We start from the raw sequence: 17,175 nt of genomic DNA on the forward strand, positions 1-17,175 counted from the left end.
CCAGTTACTTGACCTGCTGCTTGCCGAGCTTTCGCGCAAGCGTCCGCCGGTGCATGCCGAGCCGGCGCGCTGTCTCGGAGATGTTGAAGCCGGTTTCGGCCAGCATTTCGTGGATGCGCTCCCATTCGAGCGTCTTGATCGAGGTCGAGCGATTGGTCAGTTCCACCTCGATCGAGCCTTCGGCGCGGCCGAAAGCCGCTTCGATGTCGTCCGTATTCGAAGGTTTCGCCAGGTAATGGCTCGCGCCCAGCTTGATCGCCTCGACAGCGGTCGCGATGCTGGCGAAGCCGGTCAGCACGACGATCAGCATTTCGGGGTCATGCGCGTTCAGCACCTGGACGCAGGCCAGGCCCGAGGCCTCGCCACTGAGCTTCAGGTCGACAACGGCGTAGCTCGGTGACGGCGACGACGCGAGAACCTTCACGACTTCGTCGAGGCTTGCGGCCAGCATCACCGAGTAGCCGCGCCGCTCGAAAGAACGTCCGAGCGTGCGGGCAAAGGCGGCGTCGTCTTCGACGATCAGTAGGTGGCGCTGGTTTTCCATGAATATTCGGGACAGTCGATCTACGCGATCTGGTCGACCTAATCGAAATCGTCCGTTTCGTCGGCTTCGTCGAGTTCCAGAGTGATGGCCGCAAGCGGCAGCCTGATCGTCACGGCCGCGCCGCCTTCGAGCCGGTTCGCTGCTGATACGCTGCCACCGAGCGTCCGGACCACATTCACCACCAGGAAAAGGCCCAATCCGCCGCCGGGCCGCCCCTTGCTCGACTGATACGGCTTGCCGAGCTGCGCCAGCATGGCCGGCGCAAAGCCAGGGCCGTCATCGGTCACCGTGAGCACCATCGACTCGTCGACGCGCGTCACCTGGAGTTCCACGCGGTACGGCGAAGCTTCCAGCGCGTTGTCCAGGACGTTGCAGACGGTCTGCTTGATGGCCGAGTCGGACACCATCGGCAGATCGTCGCCGAAATGATTGGTGTAGCTGAACGAAAGGACCTGCCGCGTCGCGCGCCACTCGGCCGCCAGTTCGTCCAGGAAAGTGACGACGGTCGTCGCAGCCGACGACTCGCCACGCGCCTCTCCCGCCGACAGAAGAATGCCGCTGACGATCGCCTTGCATCGCTGCAGCTGGACCTGCATCTCCCCCACTTCCTGCAAAAGATCGGGGTTGGCGCTGAATTCGGGCATGCGTCGCCAGTCGCCCAGGATGACGGAAAGCGTTGCGAGCGGCGTACCGAGCTCATGCGCGGCGCCCGATGCGAGCAGGCCCATTCGAACGATATGTTCTTCTTCGGCCGCACGCTGTCGCAAACCGGCCAGCCGGGCATCTCGCGCGCGCAGGTTTCCATTGATGCGCGTGATGAAGATCAGCAGCAGTGCCGCGTTGAGCGCGAAGCACACGACCATTCCCTGGATATAGGGGCTGGCCAATCCACGCGCGTGATCGAGCGGCAACGACAGCGGACGCGAGAACAGCGCAAGTATGGCGAGACAGGTCGTGGTCACCACCACCATCACCGTGCTCGACCAGCTTTCCAGCAGCACCGCGCTCAGGATCACCTGCAGCAGGAACAGGTAGACGAAAGGATTGGTGACGCCACCGCTCAGGTAGAGCTGCAGGGTCAGCATGCCGACATCGACCAGCAAGGTGACGAACAGCTCGGTGTTGGTCACTTCGCGACCGGTGCGCCAGCGCCACAGGCTGAGCAGGTTGAACAGCACCAGGCAGCCGATGATCGCGAGCATCTGGTCCAGCGGAAGCCGGATCTGGAAGCCGTAGTGCACCACTTCGATGGTGACGATCTGCCCGACGACGGCGATCCAGCGCAGCTGGATCAGCTGCTGCAGGTTGTCCAGCCCGGTCGCGTCGTCGCGCCGGGTTTCAATCGATGTCGGCATGGCCTGGCTGGCCAGCAGCAGCCCGCGAACGCCGATCGCGCCGCTCCTCGCGAAGCACATACCCGACCGCCAGCGCGATCATCAGCGCGAGTGCGTACCAGGTGATGGCGTAGGCGAGATGGTTGTTGTGGAAATCGATCACGGTGAGTCCGGCGACGGGCCAGCGTGACGGAATGGTACCGGGGATGATTTCACCGGCATTGCCGCCACCACCGGCTGTGTATCTGGCGCCGGATTGCGCATTCGCCTGAGCGTCGACGAAATACGGCGCGACCTCCGCCAGTCCGCGCGCCTGCGCGATCGCCTGGACGTCGCGCGAGTACCAGCGCTCGGCGGCCGGATCGTTGTGCCGGAGAAAGCTGCCGCCCGGTTGGGTCAGACGAAGCAGGCCGACGACGTCGCGTGGCGTCCGGGGCTCCGAAGAGCCGTCGTTGCGGCTGCTCCGGACCCGCTTTTCAGGAGAAACGAAGCCGCGATTTACCAGCACGATGCTGCCGTCCGACAGCTGCATCGGCGTCATGACCCAGAAACCGCTGCCGTAATCGGTGCTCGCCTGGACCAGCGTCTCGCGATCGTTCAGGAAAACGCCGTTCAGCCGTACGCGACGGTATTCGTCTTCGGCGGCATCGATCCGAGACCAGCGATCGCGACCGGGAAGCACTGCGGGAGCGCCGATCACGCGCTGCGTTACGCGCTCGATCAGTGCAAGCTTCCACGTACGGCGCTCGACCTGCCAGGTACCGAGCGCAACGAAACCGATGAATGCGCCCAGCGCGAGCAGCAGGAACAACAGCCGCGCAATGCGAGCCGCCATGGAGCGCCTACGCGGCGCTGCGGTCGTCAAGGCGTGGACGGTTTCGCCGACTCGGTCGGCTGCGTGATCGTGCCGTGCGTCTCGTGCATCGAGCCCGGCATCATGTTGCTGTTCAGGTGGTACATCACCCACAGCGACCCTGCGAGCGTGATGACGACGAGAACCACCGTGAAGACCAGCGCCAGCATGGTCCATCCGCCTTCGGACTTGGTGTTCATGTGCAGAAAATAGATCATGTGGCCCACGATCTGCACGGCCGCAAAACCGAGCACCACCAGTGCCGTCGTACTCGATTTCTCGAACACATTGCCCATCACGATCCAGAACGGGATCGCGGTCAGGATCACAGCCAGCACGAAACCGGTGACATAGCCCTTCAGCGTGCTGTGGGCTGCGCCTTCGTTGTGGTCGCCGCCGTGGTCGTGACCATGGCCGTGACCGTGGTCGTTCGCTTGAACCGCGCTCATGGCAGCACTCCCATCAGATACACGAAGGTGAAGACGCCGATCCAGACCACGTCCAGAAAGTGCCAGAACATCGAAAGACACATCAGGCGCCGACGGTTTTCAGCAATCAGGCCGCCCTGGCCGAGCTGCACCATCAGGACCACCAGCCAGATCAGGCCGAAGAAGACGTGCAGGCCGTGCGTACCGACGAGCACGAAGAACGCAGACAGGAAAGCACTGCGTTGCGGTACGGCGCCTTCATGGATCAGGTGAGCGAACTCATACAGTTCCAGGCCGATGAAGCCCGCGCCCAGCAGGCCGGTCACCGCGAGCCACGCCATCGTCGGCTTCAGACGCTTCCGCTGCATCTCGAGCATCGCGAAGCCGTACGTGATCGACGACAGAAGCAGCAGCGACGTATTCAGCGCCACCAGTTTCAGGTCGAACAGATCGGCGCCGGACGGGCCGGCCGCATAGCTGCGTCCCAGCACGCCGTAGATGGCGAACAGGCAAGCGAAGATGAGACAGTCGCTCATCAGGTAGAGCCAGAAGCCCAGCAACGTGCTGTTCTCTACATGGTGTTCGCCGGGAACGTAGAAGCGCTGGTTGTCCGGCGCGTTGATGTCACCGGAGTGTCCCGGGATACCTGCGTGGCCGGGGTGGGAAAGGACAGCGGACTCAGACATGTGCAGCCAGGAGACGGGTGCGATCACCCTCTACCGAGACGACGTCGTCGGCGGAGATGTAGTAATCGCGCTTGTAGTTGAAGGTATGGACGATGATGACGGCGAGCATCACGAGGAATGCGCCACCGGCCACGAGCCACATATGCCAGATCAGGCCGAAGGCAGATGCCGCAGACAGCGCCGCGATCACGAAACCGGCCCAGGTGTTCTTGGGCATGTGGATCGGCAGGAAACCCTGCTGCGGACGCTGGTAGTTGCGAGCCTTCATGTCCGACCAGGCGTCGTTGTCATGGATCTGCGGCGTGAACGCGAAGTTGTAGGCCGGCGGCGGCGACGAGGTCGACCATTCCAGCGTACGACCGTTCCACGGATCGCCCGTGACGTCGCGAAGCGATTCGCGGCGAATGAAGCTCACCACCAGCTGGATCAGGAAACATGCAATGCCGCAGGCGATCAGGAACGCGCCGAAGGCTGCGATCTGGAACCAGATCTGGAGCGACATGTCCTCGAAGTGGCTCATGCGACGCGTCACGCCCATCAGGCCGAGCACGTACAGAGGCATGAAGGCCATCCAGAAGCCGACGATCCAGAACCAGAACGACAGCTTGCCCCAGAACTCGTCGAGCTTGTAGCCGAACGCCTTCGGGAACCAATAGGTGATGCCCGCCAGCATGCCGAACAGCACGCCGCCGATGATCACGTTGTGGAAGTGGGCGACCAGGAACAGGCTGTTGTGCAGCACGAAGTCGGCCGGTGGCACGGCAAGCAGCACGCCCGTCATGCCGCCAATCACGAAGGTGATCATGAATCCGATGGTCCACAGCATGGGCAGCTCGTAGCGGATGCGGCCCTTGTACATGGTGAACAGCCAGTTGAAGATCTTCGCCCCGGTCGGGATCGAGATGATCATCGTCGTGATGCCGAAGAACGAATTCACGCTCGCGCCGGAGCCCATCGTGAAGAAGTGATGCAGCCAGACAAGGTAGGAGAGGATCGTGATCACGACCGTGGCGTAGACCATCGACGCGTAACCGAACAGGCGCTTGCTGGAGAAGGTCGAAACCACTTCCGAGAAGATGCCGAAAGCCGGCAGGATCAGGATGTAGACCTCAGGGTGACCCCAGATCCAGATCAGGTTCACGTACATCATGGAGTTGCCGCCAAGATCGTTCGTGAAGAAGTTCGTGCCGACGTAGCGGTCGAGCGACAGCAGGCCGAGCACGGCGGTCAGAACCGGGAAGGCGGCAACAATCAGCACGTTGGTGCAGAGAGCGGTCCAGGTGAAGATCGGCATCTTCATCATGGTCATGCCGGGTGCGCGCATCTTCACGATGGTGGCGAGCAGATTGATGCCCGACAGCAAGGTTCCGACGCCCGCTATCTGCAGCGACCAGATGTAGTAATCCACCCCCACGTCCGGACTGAAGGCAATGCCTGACAGCGGCGGATACGCCAGCCAGCCCGTGCGTGCGAATTCACCGACGAATAGCGAAGCCATCACGAGGCCGGCGCCGAAGGTCGTCATCCAGAAGCTGAAGTTGTTCAGGAACGGAAACGCAACGTCGCGCGCTCCGATCTGCAGCGGCACCACGAAGTTCATGAGACCGGTCACCAGCGGCATCGCGACGAAGAAGATCATGATCACGCCGTGGGCAGTGAAGATCTGGTCGTAGTGGTGCGGCGGCAGGAAGCCGGCGTTGTCCCCGAAGGCAAACGCCTGATGCGCCCGCATCATGATGGCGTCGGCAAAGCCGCGCAGCAGCATCACCAGGCCCAGGATGATGTACATGATGCCGATCTTCTTGTGGTCGATGCTGGTGATCCAGTCGCGCCACAGGGTGCCCCACACCTTGAAGTAGGTCAGGCCGGCGACGACTGCCGTGCCGCCAAGCACCACGGCAATGAAAGTCATCAGCAGGATCGGGTCGTGCAGGGGAATCGCATCCCATGTCAGGCGCCCGAAGAGCAGCTTCGTCAAATCGATTCGGTCGAGCATGATCAATCTCGTGGAGTGCACATCGCCGCGACATAAGTGCGCGTCGAGGATTCGTTGTTGTTGTCAGGACGCCACGGTTTCGCGGTGACGTTGTAGGCGCCGGGCCGGCCGAGGCCGCCGTTCGCATCGATGGCCATCATGTCCTTCATGCACATCTTGCTGCTGTCGACACATCGGTTGAGGATGGCGTCGTAGAGGTCGGGAGCCACCGTGGCGAAGCGCTGAACCGGTACGCGCTCACTCGGTTTTTCCAGATTCGTGTAGGTCGGGCGATCGAGCATGCCGCCGCCTGCCTTGGTGCGGGCGACCCAGCGACCGAAGTCGTCGTTCGACATGCCGTGGAACTTGAAGCGCATGCCGGAGAAGCCCGCGCCGCTGTAGTTCGCCGAGAAACCGTCGAACACGCCGGGCTCGTTGATCACCGCGTGCAGCTTCGTCTCCATGCCGGGCATCGCGTAGATCTGGCCTGCGAGCGCCGGGATGAAGAAGGAATTCATCACCGTGGTCGACGTGATCTTGAACTGGATCGGGCGATCGACCGGTGCGGCCAGCTCGTTCACCAGAGCAATCCCCTGCTCAGGGTAGATGAAGAGCCACTTCCAGTCCAGCGCGACCACTTCGACGACCAGCGGCTGCGTGTTCGGCGGAATCGGACGCTTGGCATCGATCCGGCTCAGCGCACGGTAAGGGTCGAGCGTGTGCGTGCTGATCCAGGTCACCGCGCCGAGGGCGATGATGATCAGCAGCGGCGCCGCCCAGATCGCGAGCTCGAGCAGCGTCGAATGGTCCCAGTTGGGAGCGTATTCGGCTTTCGCTTCCTTGCTGTAGTGGCGGTATCGCCAGGCAAAGTAGACAGTCAGCGCAATCACCGGGATGATGATGATGAGCATCAGCACCGTCGAAATGACGATGAGACGCCCCTGCTGATTGGCGATATCGCCAGAAGGATTCATCAACACGGTGTTGCAGCCTGCCAGCAGGAAAGCAGGTAGCAGCAACAGACCGCGGAGTTTCTTTAGGTGGAGCATGCCGGAAAGATTGAGCGCATGTGAGCGCGGGATGGGAGCGAATTTACGGCGGATGGGAGAAAATTGGCAGTGGACGTTTTGTCCTATGGCAAAAAAAACCCATTGGTGAGACGCTCACGGCTCAGCCGCAACCTTACCGGAAATTCCGTACCCTCAATGACGACGTCCACGTCCAACATCGGTCAGCACAGCAGCGACCAGACGCCCGGCAGCGAACTCGGCAAAGCCGTCGGCGCCGACGACCATGCACAGGTCAATCCCGGCGAAATCGCCGTCGGCGTGATCATCGGTCGCGCTTCCGAATATTTCGACTTTTTCGTTTACGGAATCGCCTCGGCGCTCGTGTTCCCGAGCATCTTCTTTCCTTTCGCCGACAGGCTCCAGGGCACGCTCTACTCGTTCGCGATTTTCTCGCTGGCGTTCATTGCACGTCCGTTCGGCACCGCCATATCCATGGCGATACAGCGGCGATACGGACGCGAGGCAAAACTGTCGACCGCGCTCTTCCTTCTCGGCACCTCGACGGCGGTCATCGCTTTCCTGCCCGGTTATGCAAGCCTGGGCATTGCGTCGATCGTGCTTCTGGCAGTCTTCCGCGTCCTCCAGGGCATCGCGCTCGGCGGTTCCTGGGACGGCCTGCCGTCGCTGTTGGCGCTGAATGCACCCAAGGGTCGCCGCGGCTGGTACGCGATGCTCGGCCAGCTCGGCGCGCCGCTCGGCTTCATCATCGCCGCCTCGCTTTTCGCCTACCTCGTCTCTAGCCTGACGAGCGAAGACTTCCTTTCGTGGGGATGGCGCTATCCGTTCTACGTTGCATTCGCGATCAACGTGGTGGCGCTTTTCGCGCGCTTGCGTCTCGTCGCCGCAACGGCGTATTCGAAGCTTCTGGACGAGCGCGAGCTGGAGCCGACCGGCTTCATCGAGATCAGCCGCGCACAGGGTGGCAACATCCTGATCGGAGCGTTTGCAGCCCTGGCAAGCTATGCGCTGTTCCACCTCGTGACGATCTTCCCCCTCTCGTGGATCACGTTGTATTCGGATCAGTCGATCAGCGAGTTCCTCGTGGTGCAGATCATCGGCGCCTGCCTTGCGGCCGTCGGAACGATCGCTTCGGGCGCCATCGCCGACAAGTTCGGACGCCGCAATACACTGGGCGTTCTGGCCGTGCTCATCGGCATCTTCAGCCTGTTCGCGCCGAAGCTGCTCGACGGCGGCGCAGTGGGCCAGGACACGTTTATCCTGGTCGGCTTCGTGCTGCTGGGCCTTTCGTACGGCCAGGCATCCGGTACGGTGACCTCGAACTTCTCCGGCAAATACCGCTACACCGGCGCCGCGCTGACGGCCGACGTGGCCTGGCTGATCGGCGCCGCTTTTGCGCCGCTGACCGCGCTGGGACTGTCCGCGCATTTCGGCCTCGGCTACATGAGCGCCTATCTGCTGTCGGGTTGTGCCGCGACGCTGATCGCCCTGACGATCAATCGCCGGCTCGAAGCGCGCGACTAGTCGCTTCGGTGTATTGAAAAAGCCCGCCAGGCTTGCGTCTGGCGGGCTTTTCTCATTTCGTCATTTGGTCATTTCGTAATTTCATTGCCGCCGGTCTGGACCGGCAGCATTCACGGGAGAACCGTCGTCGATTGCGCTCTGGCGATCCGGCGGTCGGCATCGGCGCGCAGCAGGAATCCCTGGGAGACCAGCGCATTTGCCGCAGTCGTTACCGCCGAAACGTAACCGGCCTGCGTGCCGTACAGCGATTCGAGCGATGGCCGCGCATCGCCGGAAGCCAGCCGCGCCGCTTCTGTCTTATGAAAGGGAATGTACGAACCGGTGAGGTTGACCAGATCGACGATTCCCGGCGTCGAGACATAGTTGAACTCGATGCTGGTACCGAGCGGCGCCTGCACGTCGACATTGCGGATTCCGGCGGTCGGCAAGCCGGTCGAGGCGTCTACGTTCGGCACCAGGATCGCGTAGCTGCGGCCGAGGTTGGCGGGCGGCAGGATAGTTGCGATTCCGGATTCGTCCTGCGGCTTGTAGAGCGGTCCGAAGTCGAGCAACGCAAAGTCGTTATAGAGCCCCCTGTAGCTGAAATCCGGCAACGCGACGCCACCGCTGCTCGGGAAACTGTTTCCCTTCATCACCGGAAACCGCAACTGCTCGGGACGCACCAGCGAGCCGTCGGCGAGCTTCGGCGTCTGGCTCGGCGACGGCGGCCTGTCGACCGTGACCCAGTCGGTCAGCTGGACGAACAGGGCGCGGAAGGTATCGGCGAAATCGACCATGTTGCCGCGCGGGTAAACGGCTGCCGCCGGCGTGTAGGCGATTCCGGTTTCCAGGCTGCCCGTACCGCCGCCGTGTTGCGTCGCAGCGTAGTAATAGACACGTGCGTTGGACGGCTGCGTCAGGTCGGTGAAGCCCCAGGCGTCGGTGAGAACCGGCGAGCCCTGCAACTGCCAGAACTCGGTACCCGACAGACCCAGGAAGTATTTCGGGCAGGTGGTCGTGGCCTGGCAGCGCGCCATGACGCCGCCGGTGCGGCCCGCGACATCGTCCCGGTAGCCGGCTGCGAGGCCGCGCGGCGCGGTCTGGCCGAAGGCACGGTGATCGGTACGCAGTCCACCGCCGCCGCCCGGCACGGCGAAGCGCGTGTTGATGTTTGTCTGGCGTGCGGCCACGTGGGTGGTACATGCCGTCGAACACCTTTCCGCCGGCCAAGGTCTGGTTGAAGCCCAGATGCAGGAAAGTCTTGAGCGCATTGCCCGATTGGGAAGTGCCCTGCCCGATCGTCGCGGTGATCCGTCCCGCCAAAGGATTCGGTGTGCCGGCCGTATCGGCCTTCGCGTTCCTGAAGAAGTCGACCGTGTCGCGAAGCGCGGCGAGGCCGACGCCCATCACGCGGGGATCCTTCGCGACGTAGCTCACTTCGTAGAGCGTGTTGGGCTGGAATCCGCCTTTCAGGCATACGGACGCCGGATCGGCGGTGCCGGGAAACGGCTTGTCGGTCGCGTTGCAGCTGGCGAACTTCCAGTCGGACGGAGCGATCGGGATGCGAGGATCGGACTCGTTGACCCTGCGCGTCAGCAGGTAGCCGGACTTGGTGTTGTCGAGACTTTCGGGTGCGTAGGGAATCATGGTCGCGTTGAACACGCCGCCCGGCAGCGTGAGCGACGGCGATGCGGCACCGGTCAGCAGCTCGGCCGTGTACGGGCCGGTGATCGACGAACCGTCCCTGTTCTTCGCGACCGGTACGGTCACCGTCAGGCGCTGCGCCGAACTCTTGGGCACATCGCCTTGCCACGCCGAAAACAGCCAGACGAAACCGCGCTCGAAATAGACCGCGTCGCCGGGATTGGCAGCGAGGTTGGGCGCGGTGAGGATGTTGCCGCGATTCGGCGCGTCATAGCGCAGCACGCCGCTCGCCTTGCTCATGTCCTTGGGCTTGAGCATTGTGAAATCGGCGCTGTACTCGACCATGCCGCGCGCGTTCACCGGAGCGAGTTCGAGGTCCTGGATGATCGCGTTGTGCGCGTCTTTCGGATCGACCTCGCCGGACAGCGTGCCGCTGACCTGCTCGTACGCACCGACGGCGCCGAAGGTGCCGGGAAAATCGGTCGTCGCCGTGATCGTGAGCTTCAGCTGCGGCGTCACGGCGACGGGCGTCGTCGGAACGGGAGTGGCTGCATCGTCGTGATCGCTTCCGCCGCACGCGGTCAGTGCGACTGCCGCGAACCCAGCCGCAAGACTCGCGCGGCTCCACCTGCGCGATGCGCGCATTTCATTGCAATTCTTCATTTCTGTCTCCTGCTTATTGATCTGTCTGGATTCGAAAGCGGTTACTCCGCCTCGATCCCCGCTGCCTTCACGATGCGGCCCCATTTCAAAGACTCGCCGCCCTGGAATATCGCCATTTCCTCGGGCGACGTCGTGAAGACTTCGGTGCCGGTCGGCTCGTAGAAGGCCACCCTGGCCGTCTCGCTACGCGCGGCTTTCACCATCAATTCGTTGAGACGTTTGACGACGGCAGGCGGCGTCTTCGCAGGCGCATAGGCCGCGAACCAGTACCCCATCTCGTAGCCCTTCACGCCGGCTTCCGCGATCGTCGGCACCTCGGGCGCAAGCGGCGAACGCGTGGCGCCCGACACGCCGATGGCCCGCAGCTTGCCGGCCTTCACCTGCGGCAGACCGGTCGCGGTGTCGGTGATCATCATGTCGATCTGGTTGCCGAGCAGGTCGGTGACGGCCAGCGTGTTGCTCTTGTACGGAACGTGCAGCAGCTTGATGTCCGCCATCTGCTGCAGCAATTCGCCGGCCATGCGGCTGGAGGAGCTGCCGCTGCCGAAGCTGTACTTGCCCGGTTGCTGCTTCGCCAGCGCGACGAATTCCATCACCGTCTTGGCCGGAAACGTCGGGCTCACGACCATGATCTGGCCACCCTTGCCGAGCGCGGTGATCGGCACGTAATCCTTCACCGGGTCGTACGGCAGTTTCTTGAACAGATGCTCGTTCGCGGCGTGCGTGGTATTGGTCGTGATGAGCACGGTGTAGCCGTCGGCCGGCGCCTTGGCCACGTTCTGCGAGGCGATGAAACCGCTGGCGCCGGCCTTGTTGTCAATGATCACCGGCTGCTTGGTTTCGGCCGTGATGGCGTTGCCGATGGCGCGGGCGATCTGGTCGGTCGCCGTTCCGGCCGCGAAAGGGACGACGAAGGTGATGGCCTTCTCCGGAAAGACCTGGGCCTGTGCCAGCATCGGCATCATCGATGCGGATGCGACAGTTGCCGCTGCGGCGGAAAGGACAAAGAAACGGAAGCGCTGCATGGTTGTTGTCTCCAGATGGAAGTCGGCCGGTGGCCGGGGAAAAGTTCAGCCTTCGGACGGGCCGTTCAGAAATTGCTGCAACTCGACCGGCACTTCGATGCGCATGTCCAGCAGCAGGAAAGAAAGCGATTTGCCGTGCGTGTCGAGGTTCAGCGCGTCGTTGACGCCACCGTCGAGCACCGCGTCGAGCACAAAATTCATCGCCTGCAGCTTCGGCAGCAGGAAGCGCTGGACGCCGCTCGGCGCGCGGTGAACGAATTGCGCCGCGACCGCTTCTGGCGTCACCTGATCGACAAGCAGCGGCCATAGCGCCGGATGCCACGCGATCACGCTGATGTTGGAGCGGTCGCCCTTGTCGCCGGTTCGGCCATGGGCAGCGCGGTAGAGCGGGAATGTCGAAGTGTTCATGCGCCCTCCACCATTTCGAAACGCACCGGCACCGCGTCGCGCGGCAGCAGGCAGGAGAGCGTGTTGAGCCGCGGCGTGAGCGTCGTCCGAACGCCGCCGCCGCCGGCCGGCCCGCAGGTGTAGAGCGCGGTGACTTCGCGACCCAGACGCTCGGCGATGGAGCGGTCGGCATGGGTCGCAGCGACACGCAGCCGGACATCTCGCGCACCCGTGTCGGCGGTTGCGGCCAGCGCCCGGCCATCGTCGTCCGCGAGGATGCTGATCGCGCCGATCAGGTCGACACGCAACGTCAACTCCGGCAGACGCTTGCGCAGCACATCGGCCGCCAGCCGCGCGCGCGCCTCGGCACGCGGACCGGCATAGGAAATCTCGCCCTCGGCCAGCCAGCCGCCTTCGTGGCAGACGTTGACCTTGTAGTGCGTCGGCCTCGCATGACCGCGCACGCCCGAGAGCGCGACGCGGTCGGGGCCAGCGCCGCTCACCACGCCGACCTCTGCTTCGGAAATGTCGGCCACCACGTCCGGCGTCAGGTAAGCCGCAGGATCGTGGACTTCGTAGAGCAGTTGTTCCTTGACCGTCGCCACGCTCACGTAGCCGCCGGTGCCCTCCGACTTGCCGATCGTGCAGCGCCCGTCGGCCTCGATTTCCGCGATGGGGAAGCCGACGTTCTCCAGACCCGGCACATCCTTGTAGCCCGGATCGGCGAAGTAGCCGCCGCAGACCTGCGCGCCGCATTCCAGCAGATGCCCTGCCATCGTCGCGCGGCCCAGCGTGTCCCAGTCGTCCTGCGCCCAGCCGAAGTGCGACATCGCCGGCCCGACCGCGAGCGAGGGATCGGCCACGCGTCCGCAGACCACGATCTGCGCGCCGGCATCGAGCGCGGCAGCGATCGGCTCGGCGCCGATGTAGGCGTTGGCGCTGACGATGCGCAGACCGTCGAGCGCAGCGCCGAGTTCGGCGCGCAAGAGCGCCATGTGCTCCGGCGAGGAGAGATCGTCGCCCTCCACCACCGCGATCGCCGGCACAGCCAGCCCAAGCTCGCGTGCCATCCGGGCGATGTGCCGCGCCGCCGCACGCGGATTCGCGGCGCCGAAATTGCTGACGATGCGGATGCCGTGCTGCAGGCAGCGCGCCAGCACCGGCCGCAGCATGTCGTCGAGCAGCGGCTCGTAGCCGGATTCCGGATCGGCACGGCGGCGAAGCTGCGCCAGGGCCAGCGTGCGCTCGGCCAGGGTTTCGAAGATCAGGAAGGCGCGCTGGCTCGAAGGGCCCGAACCGTCTCGGGCAAGGCGCGCGATGAGCGTATCGACCACCGGTCCGGCGGCGTCGGTGCGGTCGCCGGAAAAGCCGGCGGCGCAGCCGATCAGCAGGGACGAGGGAATTCCGGCAGGTTTCGTCATGTCTCTTTTCTCTTTGTGGAGGCAATGTAGGGTGCCTTCGACCATCCGTAAAATCGAAAGTCCAGATCGATTGATCGGAATTCCAGATGACCGAACTCTCTTCCCGCCAACTGCGCGCATTCCTGACACTGGCCGAACAACGCAATTTCACGCGCGCGGCCAACCTCTCTCATCTATCGCAACCGGCCTTCAGCGCCGTCATCCGCACGCTCGAGGACGCGCTTGGCACCCGGCTGTTCGACCGCGACACCCGCAGCGTGCAGCTCACGCCGGAGGGCCGGCTGTTCGAGACGGCGGCGCAGCGGCTGCTCGACGACATGAACGGCGCCATCGCCGATCTGGCAGATCACGTCGAGCGGAGAAAAGGCCGTGTGCGCATAGCCGCGCTGCCCTCGCTGGCCGCGGGCTGGCTGCCGACGGTGCTGGCGGAATTCATGGCGACCTGGCCCGGTATCCGCGTCGATCTGGACGACGCGCTCTCCGACGCCTGCATCGCGCGCGTGCGCAGCGGCGCGGCGGATTTCGCGCTTGCATCGTCCGGCGACGGCACGGCCGCCGACGCCGACCTGCTGAGCCGGAAACTGTGCAGCGACCGCTTTCACCTCGTTTGCCGCGCAGACCATCCATTGGCGAGCGAGCCGAAGCTGACCGCCCGCAAGCTGGCGCCGTGGCCGTTCATCCAGATGGCGCGACACAGCAGCGTGCGGCAGTCGCTGGATGCCGCGCTGCATCCGCTGCGGATGAACGCCGTGTTCGAGGTCGAGCATCTGGCGACGGTCATGGGCCTGGTCGAAGCCGGACTGGGCATCAGCGTGGTGCCGGCGCTGACGCTGTTCCATTTCAGGCGCGACACGCTGGTGACGCGGCCGTTGCCGGTGGCCGGGCTCACGCGCACCGTCAACATCGTGCAGCGGCGGGAGGGCAGCCTGTCGGTGGCGGCGCAGACCTTGCATGACCTGGTGGTGGCGCGTCTGGGCAATCTGAACCTCGACTGATCTGCAATCGCGCAGTCAAACCACATAATTTCACTTCACACGATCATCCCGGACAGCCCACGCCATGCTCAACCTTCTCGTGCGCAACGCCACCCTCCCCGACGGCCGGACCGGCATGTCGATCGCCGTTCAGGACGGCCGGATCGTCGAAGTCACGGCCGGCCTTTCCGAAGCGCATGCGCCGGCGCTCGAGACGCTCGACGCGCAAGGCCAGCTCGTTGCGCCGCATTTCATCGATTCGCATTTCCACATGGACGCCACGCTGAGCTACGGCCTGCCGCGCGTCAACCAGAGCGGCACGCTGCTCGAAGGCATCGCGCTGTGGGGCGAGCTGAAGCCGCTGCTGAAGCAGGAAGCGCTGATCGAGCGCGCGCTCGCCTATTGCGACTGGGCCGTGGCGAAGGGACTGCTCGCGATCCGCACGCATGTCGACACCAGCGACCCGAGCATGCTGGCGGTCGATGCGTTGCTGGAAGTCAAGCGCCTGGTCGCGCCGTACATCGATCTGCAACTGGTTGCGTTTCCGCAGGACGGCGTGCTGCGCTCGCCCGGCGGTGTCGAGAACCTGAAGCGCGCGCTCGACCGGGGCGTCGACGTCGTCGGTGGCATTCCGCATTTCGAACGCACGATGGCCGACGGTGCGGCGAGCGTGAAGCTGCTTTGCGAAATCGCGGCCGAACGAGGAAAACGCGTCGACATGCATTGCGACGAATCGGACGACCCGATGTCGCGGCACATCGAGACGCTGGCCGCCGAGTCGCAACGACTCGGGCTGCACGGCCGCGTGACCGGATCGCACTGCACGTCGATGCATTCGATGGACAACTATTACGTCAGCAAGCTGCTTCCACTGATTGCCGAAAGCGGCGTCAGCGTGATCGCCAATCCGCTGATCAACATCACGCTGCAGGGCCGGCACGACACCTACCCCAAACGCCGTGGCATGACGCGCGTGCCGGAGCTGATGGCCGCCGGCGTGAACGTCGCCTTCGGCCACGACTGCGTGATGGACCCGTGGTACGGCATGGGTTCGGGCGACATGCTGGAAGTCGCGCACATGGGCCTGCATGTCGCGCAGATGACGAGCCAGGCCGGCATCCGGCGCTGCTTCGATGCGGTGACGACGAATGCGGCGAAGGTTTTCGGGCTGGACAGCTACGGGCTAGAGCCGGGCTGCGATGCGAGCTTCGTGCTGCTGCAGGCGAAAGACCCGATCGAGGCGATACGTCTGCGCGCGACGCGGCTCAAGGTGTTACGCCGAGGCGTTCTGCTCGCAGAAACGCCGCCGGCGACCGCGAGGCTGCATCTGAACGGGCGACCTTCAGCGTGCGACTGGCGCGCTGCGCCTGGGTAATCAGAGTCCGCAAATGAGAGTCCGCAGGATTGCGCCTGATTGTTTTTGAGTCAGGTCATCTGCTCATGGGTTCCGAAGCGACGACGTATTCGCGCGGGAGAGGCGTCTGGGTATGCACATAGGGAGTCCATTGAACGTGCTGGTTGCTTTGCGCCGCGACGCCCGATGCTCCGGTCGTACCACGCGTGAGGATCGACCGGGGCCCGTTGCCCTGCGGAACTGGGTTCGGCCCGAAACCGGACTGCCCAGCTTGTGAAGACATCGCCCCAGCGTTCGACAGTGCCACTGCGATCTCGCGATATGAACCGTTGGCAACCATCAACTGAAGATTGATTTGGGCAGTTTGACCAGGCGTTAGAGGCGTTGCAGAAACAGTTCTGAGATTGGCAACTTCGCCGCCGCGCAGCTTTACCGGCTTGTTCATCGCAGCCAGAGACGCGTAAGCCATGGCCATGTCTTCCGGTGAACCAACGTGGATGTCAAGCCGTTTTGGGAAACTTGCTGGACCGCCGACTTGTTCATTGACGTTCCCTCTGATGTATGCATCGACCCCAATAGCGTTCAGCTTGTCGACGATATGGTCTGCCGCTTCAGCTTCGCCATTGATCTCCAATGGCCACGCGATTCCATTCGGCTGGACGCGAGTAACGCTACGTTCCATTTGCGATGGAAGCAATGCCGGAGCGGGAGGGTTTTGCGGCCCGAATTGATGTGAGGCAATAGGTGACCGAGCAAAGCGATTCTGCTGAACTGCCTGCTGTTGCGGTCCACGCTGCATGACCGATGGCATCTGCGGATGAGGTGGCAGGGGTTGTGGTGCGAAGCCGTTGTTTTGTGCCGGGAACTCCGTCCGTGCGGGGACCGACATCTGACGCGGATACGGCTGTTGCGGCTGGAGTTGCAGCGGTTGCTGACTTTGAAGCACCGGAGTCTGCTGCTGCATATTGAATTGCTGCTGCATCATTTGCTGCTGCTGCTGCTGCTGCAATTGAAGCTGTTGAAACTGTTGAAACTGATACTGCTCCAGCTGCTGCTGTCTTGCCAATTGCCTCTGGATCTGGTTCGGCGTCATGGGAGCAGGAAACAATGCGGGCTGATGGTGCTGCTGTTGCTGTTGCGGTAGAAACCGCTGCGGCCGGATTTGCTGCGGCTGATGTCGGTGCGGCTGATGCCGATGCGGTAGGCCTGGCTGCGCAGCAACAGGCTTATGCCGATGTTGCCCATGTTGCACGGGTGCCGGATGGAATTGATACACGGGCATTCGCGCGACTTGCTGAGGTTGCTGCACCCACTGCATTTGCGGCTGTCGCCGATTCATTTGGATCATCTGATGCG

The 17,175-nt window shown here is 63.5% G+C and carries 15 protein-coding genes and 1 pseudogene; 3 read left to right on the forward strand and 13 right to left on the reverse strand.

The genetic code is table 11. The annotated features are described in order from the left end of the window. Positions 1-4 precede the first annotated feature (4 nt). From ACSFA3_RS02010 to cyoA, 7 genes are read right to left on the reverse strand one after another with little or no spacing between them, the layout of a single operon-like run. Complete coding sequence (locus tag ACSFA3_RS02010) at positions 5-544, reverse strand: response regulator transcription factor (protein ID WP_435503735.1); 540 nt, start codon at positions 542-544, stop codon at positions 5-7. Between the two features lie 38 nt (positions 545-582). Continuing rightward, on the reverse strand, positions 583-1,899 hold the full coding sequence (locus ACSFA3_RS02015; protein ID WP_435504929.1) for an ATP-binding protein: 1,317 nt from the start codon (positions 1,897-1,899) through the stop codon (positions 583-585). Next, positions 1,883-2,713, reverse strand: a complete 831-nt coding sequence (locus tag ACSFA3_RS02020) for an SURF1 family protein (protein ID WP_435503736.1) — start codon at positions 2,711-2,713, stop codon at positions 1,883-1,885. The genes ACSFA3_RS02015 and ACSFA3_RS02020 overlap by 17 nt, the downstream gene beginning before the upstream one ends. A gap of 26 nt (positions 2,714-2,739) precedes the next feature. Beyond that, positions 2,740-3,180, reverse strand: a complete 441-nt coding sequence (cyoD, locus tag ACSFA3_RS02025; protein ID WP_435503737.1) for a cytochrome o ubiquinol oxidase subunit IV — start codon at positions 3,178-3,180, stop codon at positions 2,740-2,742. Beyond that, positions 3,177-3,845: a cytochrome o ubiquinol oxidase subunit III gene (gene cyoC / locus ACSFA3_RS02030; RefSeq protein WP_435503738.1), complete on the reverse strand. Its 669-nt coding sequence runs from the start codon at positions 3,843-3,845 to the stop codon at positions 3,177-3,179. Before cyoC ends, cyoD begins: the two co-directional genes overlap by 4 nt. After that, positions 3,838-5,841: a cytochrome o ubiquinol oxidase subunit I gene (cyoB, locus tag ACSFA3_RS02035; RefSeq protein WP_435503739.1), complete on the reverse strand. Its 2,004-nt coding sequence runs from the start codon at positions 5,839-5,841 to the stop codon at positions 3,838-3,840. Before cyoB ends, cyoC begins: the two co-directional genes overlap by 8 nt. A 2-nt stretch (positions 5,842-5,843) precedes the next feature. Then, positions 5,844-6,869, reverse strand: a complete 1,026-nt coding sequence (cyoA, locus tag ACSFA3_RS02040) for a ubiquinol oxidase subunit II (RefSeq protein WP_435503740.1) — start codon at positions 6,867-6,869, stop codon at positions 5,844-5,846. 156 nt (positions 6,870-7,025) lie between these two features. On the opposite strand from cyoA, the gene ACSFA3_RS02045 reads away from it, so the two are divergent. Then, entirely contained in the window at positions 7,026-8,372 is a 1,347-nt protein-coding gene (locus tag ACSFA3_RS02045) for an MFS transporter (RefSeq protein ID WP_435503741.1), read from the forward strand. Positions 8,373-8,482: 110 nt separating this feature from the next. On the opposite strand, the pseudogene ACSFA3_RS02050 reads toward ACSFA3_RS02045, so the two are convergent. From ACSFA3_RS02050 to ACSFA3_RS02065, 4 genes and pseudogenes are all read right to left on the reverse strand, one after another. Next, positions 8,483-10,640, reverse strand: a pseudogene (locus tag ACSFA3_RS02050) (alpha/beta hydrolase domain-containing protein). A 59-nt stretch (positions 10,641-10,699) separates the two neighbouring features. After that, complete coding sequence (locus ACSFA3_RS02055) at positions 10,700-11,683, reverse strand: Bug family tripartite tricarboxylate transporter substrate binding protein (protein WP_435503742.1); 984 nt, start codon at positions 11,681-11,683, stop codon at positions 10,700-10,702. Between the two features lie 45 nt (positions 11,684-11,728). Next, the gene (locus ACSFA3_RS02060; protein ID WP_435503743.1) at positions 11,729-12,091 is read right to left on the reverse strand and encodes an AtuA-related protein; all 363 of its coding nucleotides are present in this window, start codon (positions 12,089-12,091) and stop codon (positions 11,729-11,731) included. Next, positions 12,088-13,491, reverse strand: a complete 1,404-nt coding sequence (locus ACSFA3_RS02065) for an acyclic terpene utilization AtuA family protein (protein WP_435503744.1) — start codon at positions 13,489-13,491, stop codon at positions 12,088-12,090. The genes ACSFA3_RS02060 and ACSFA3_RS02065 overlap by 4 nt, the downstream gene beginning before the upstream one ends. 86 nt (positions 13,492-13,577) lie before the next feature. Between ACSFA3_RS02065 and ACSFA3_RS02070 the strand changes: the two genes are divergently transcribed. Beyond that, positions 13,578-14,486: a LysR family transcriptional regulator gene (locus ACSFA3_RS02070; RefSeq protein ID WP_435503745.1), complete on the forward strand. Its 909-nt coding sequence runs from the start codon at positions 13,578-13,580 to the stop codon at positions 14,484-14,486. Positions 14,487-14,550: 64 nt separating this feature from the next. Continuing rightward, positions 14,551-15,840, forward strand: a complete 1,290-nt coding sequence (locus ACSFA3_RS02075; RefSeq protein WP_435503746.1) for an amidohydrolase family protein — start codon at positions 14,551-14,553, stop codon at positions 15,838-15,840. Between the two features lie 55 nt (positions 15,841-15,895). Here the strand turns inward: ACSFA3_RS02075 and ACSFA3_RS02080 are convergent, their stop codons facing one another. Next, positions 15,896-16,912 (reverse strand): hypothetical protein, encoded by a 1,017-nt coding sequence (locus tag ACSFA3_RS02080; RefSeq protein ID WP_435503747.1) that lies wholly within the window; start codon positions 16,910-16,912, stop codon positions 15,896-15,898. Further along, on the reverse strand, positions 16,909-17,064 hold the full coding sequence (locus ACSFA3_RS02085; protein WP_435503748.1) for a hypothetical protein: 156 nt from the start codon (positions 17,062-17,064) through the stop codon (positions 16,909-16,911). The genes ACSFA3_RS02080 and ACSFA3_RS02085 overlap by 4 nt, the downstream gene beginning before the upstream one ends. Positions 17,065-17,175 lie beyond the last annotated feature (111 nt).

It is taken from the genome of Variovorax glucosi (assembly GCF_051216695.1).
Lineage (GTDB): Bacteria > Pseudomonadota > Gammaproteobacteria > Burkholderiales > Burkholderiaceae_C > Variovorax.

Coding starts and splice junctions, on each gene's coding strand:
- ACSFA3_RS02010 (WP_435503735.1), bottom strand. CDS start 544: ATGGAAAACCAGCGCCACCTACTGATCGTCGAAGACGACGCCGCCTTT.
- cyoC (WP_435503738.1), bottom strand. CDS start 3,845: ATGTCTGAGTCCGCTGTCCTTTCCCACCCCGGCCACGCAGGTATCCCG.
- ACSFA3_RS02085 (WP_435503748.1), bottom strand. CDS start 17,064: ATGGGCAACATCGGCATAAGCCTGTTGCTGCGCAGCCAGGCCTACCGC.
- ACSFA3_RS02020 (WP_435503736.1), bottom strand. CDS start 2,713: ATGGCGGCTCGCATTGCGCGGCTGTTGTTCCTGCTGCTCGCGCTGGGC.
- cyoD (WP_435503737.1), bottom strand. CDS start 3,180: ATGAGCGCGGTTCAAGCGAACGACCACGGTCACGGCCATGGTCACGAC.
- ACSFA3_RS02015 (WP_435504929.1), bottom strand. CDS start 1,899: ATGCCGACATCGATTGAAACCCGGCGCGACGACGCGACCGGGCTGGAC.
- cyoB (WP_435503739.1), bottom strand. CDS start 5,841: ATGCTCGACCGAATCGATTTGACGAAGCTGCTCTTCGGGCGCCTGACA.
- ACSFA3_RS02080 (WP_435503747.1), bottom strand. CDS start 16,912: ATGACGCCGAACCAGATCCAGAGGCAATTGGCAAGACAGCAGCAGCTG.
- ACSFA3_RS02075 (WP_435503746.1), top strand. CDS start 14,551: ATGCTCAACCTTCTCGTGCGCAACGCCACCCTCCCCGACGGCCGGACC.
- cyoA (WP_435503740.1), bottom strand. CDS start 6,869: ATGCTCCACCTAAAGAAACTCCGCGGTCTGTTGCTGCTACCTGCTTTC.
- ACSFA3_RS02060 (WP_435503743.1), bottom strand. CDS start 12,091: ATGAACACTTCGACATTCCCGCTCTACCGCGCTGCCCATGGCCGAACC.
- ACSFA3_RS02065 (WP_435503744.1), bottom strand. CDS start 13,491: ATGACGAAACCTGCCGGAATTCCCTCGTCCCTGCTGATCGGCTGCGCC.
- ACSFA3_RS02045 (WP_435503741.1), top strand. CDS start 7,026: ATGACGACGTCCACGTCCAACATCGGTCAGCACAGCAGCGACCAGACG.
- ACSFA3_RS02070 (WP_435503745.1), top strand. CDS start 13,578: ATGACCGAACTCTCTTCCCGCCAACTGCGCGCATTCCTGACACTGGCC.
- ACSFA3_RS02055 (WP_435503742.1), bottom strand. CDS start 11,683: ATGCAGCGCTTCCGTTTCTTTGTCCTTTCCGCCGCAGCGGCAACTGTC.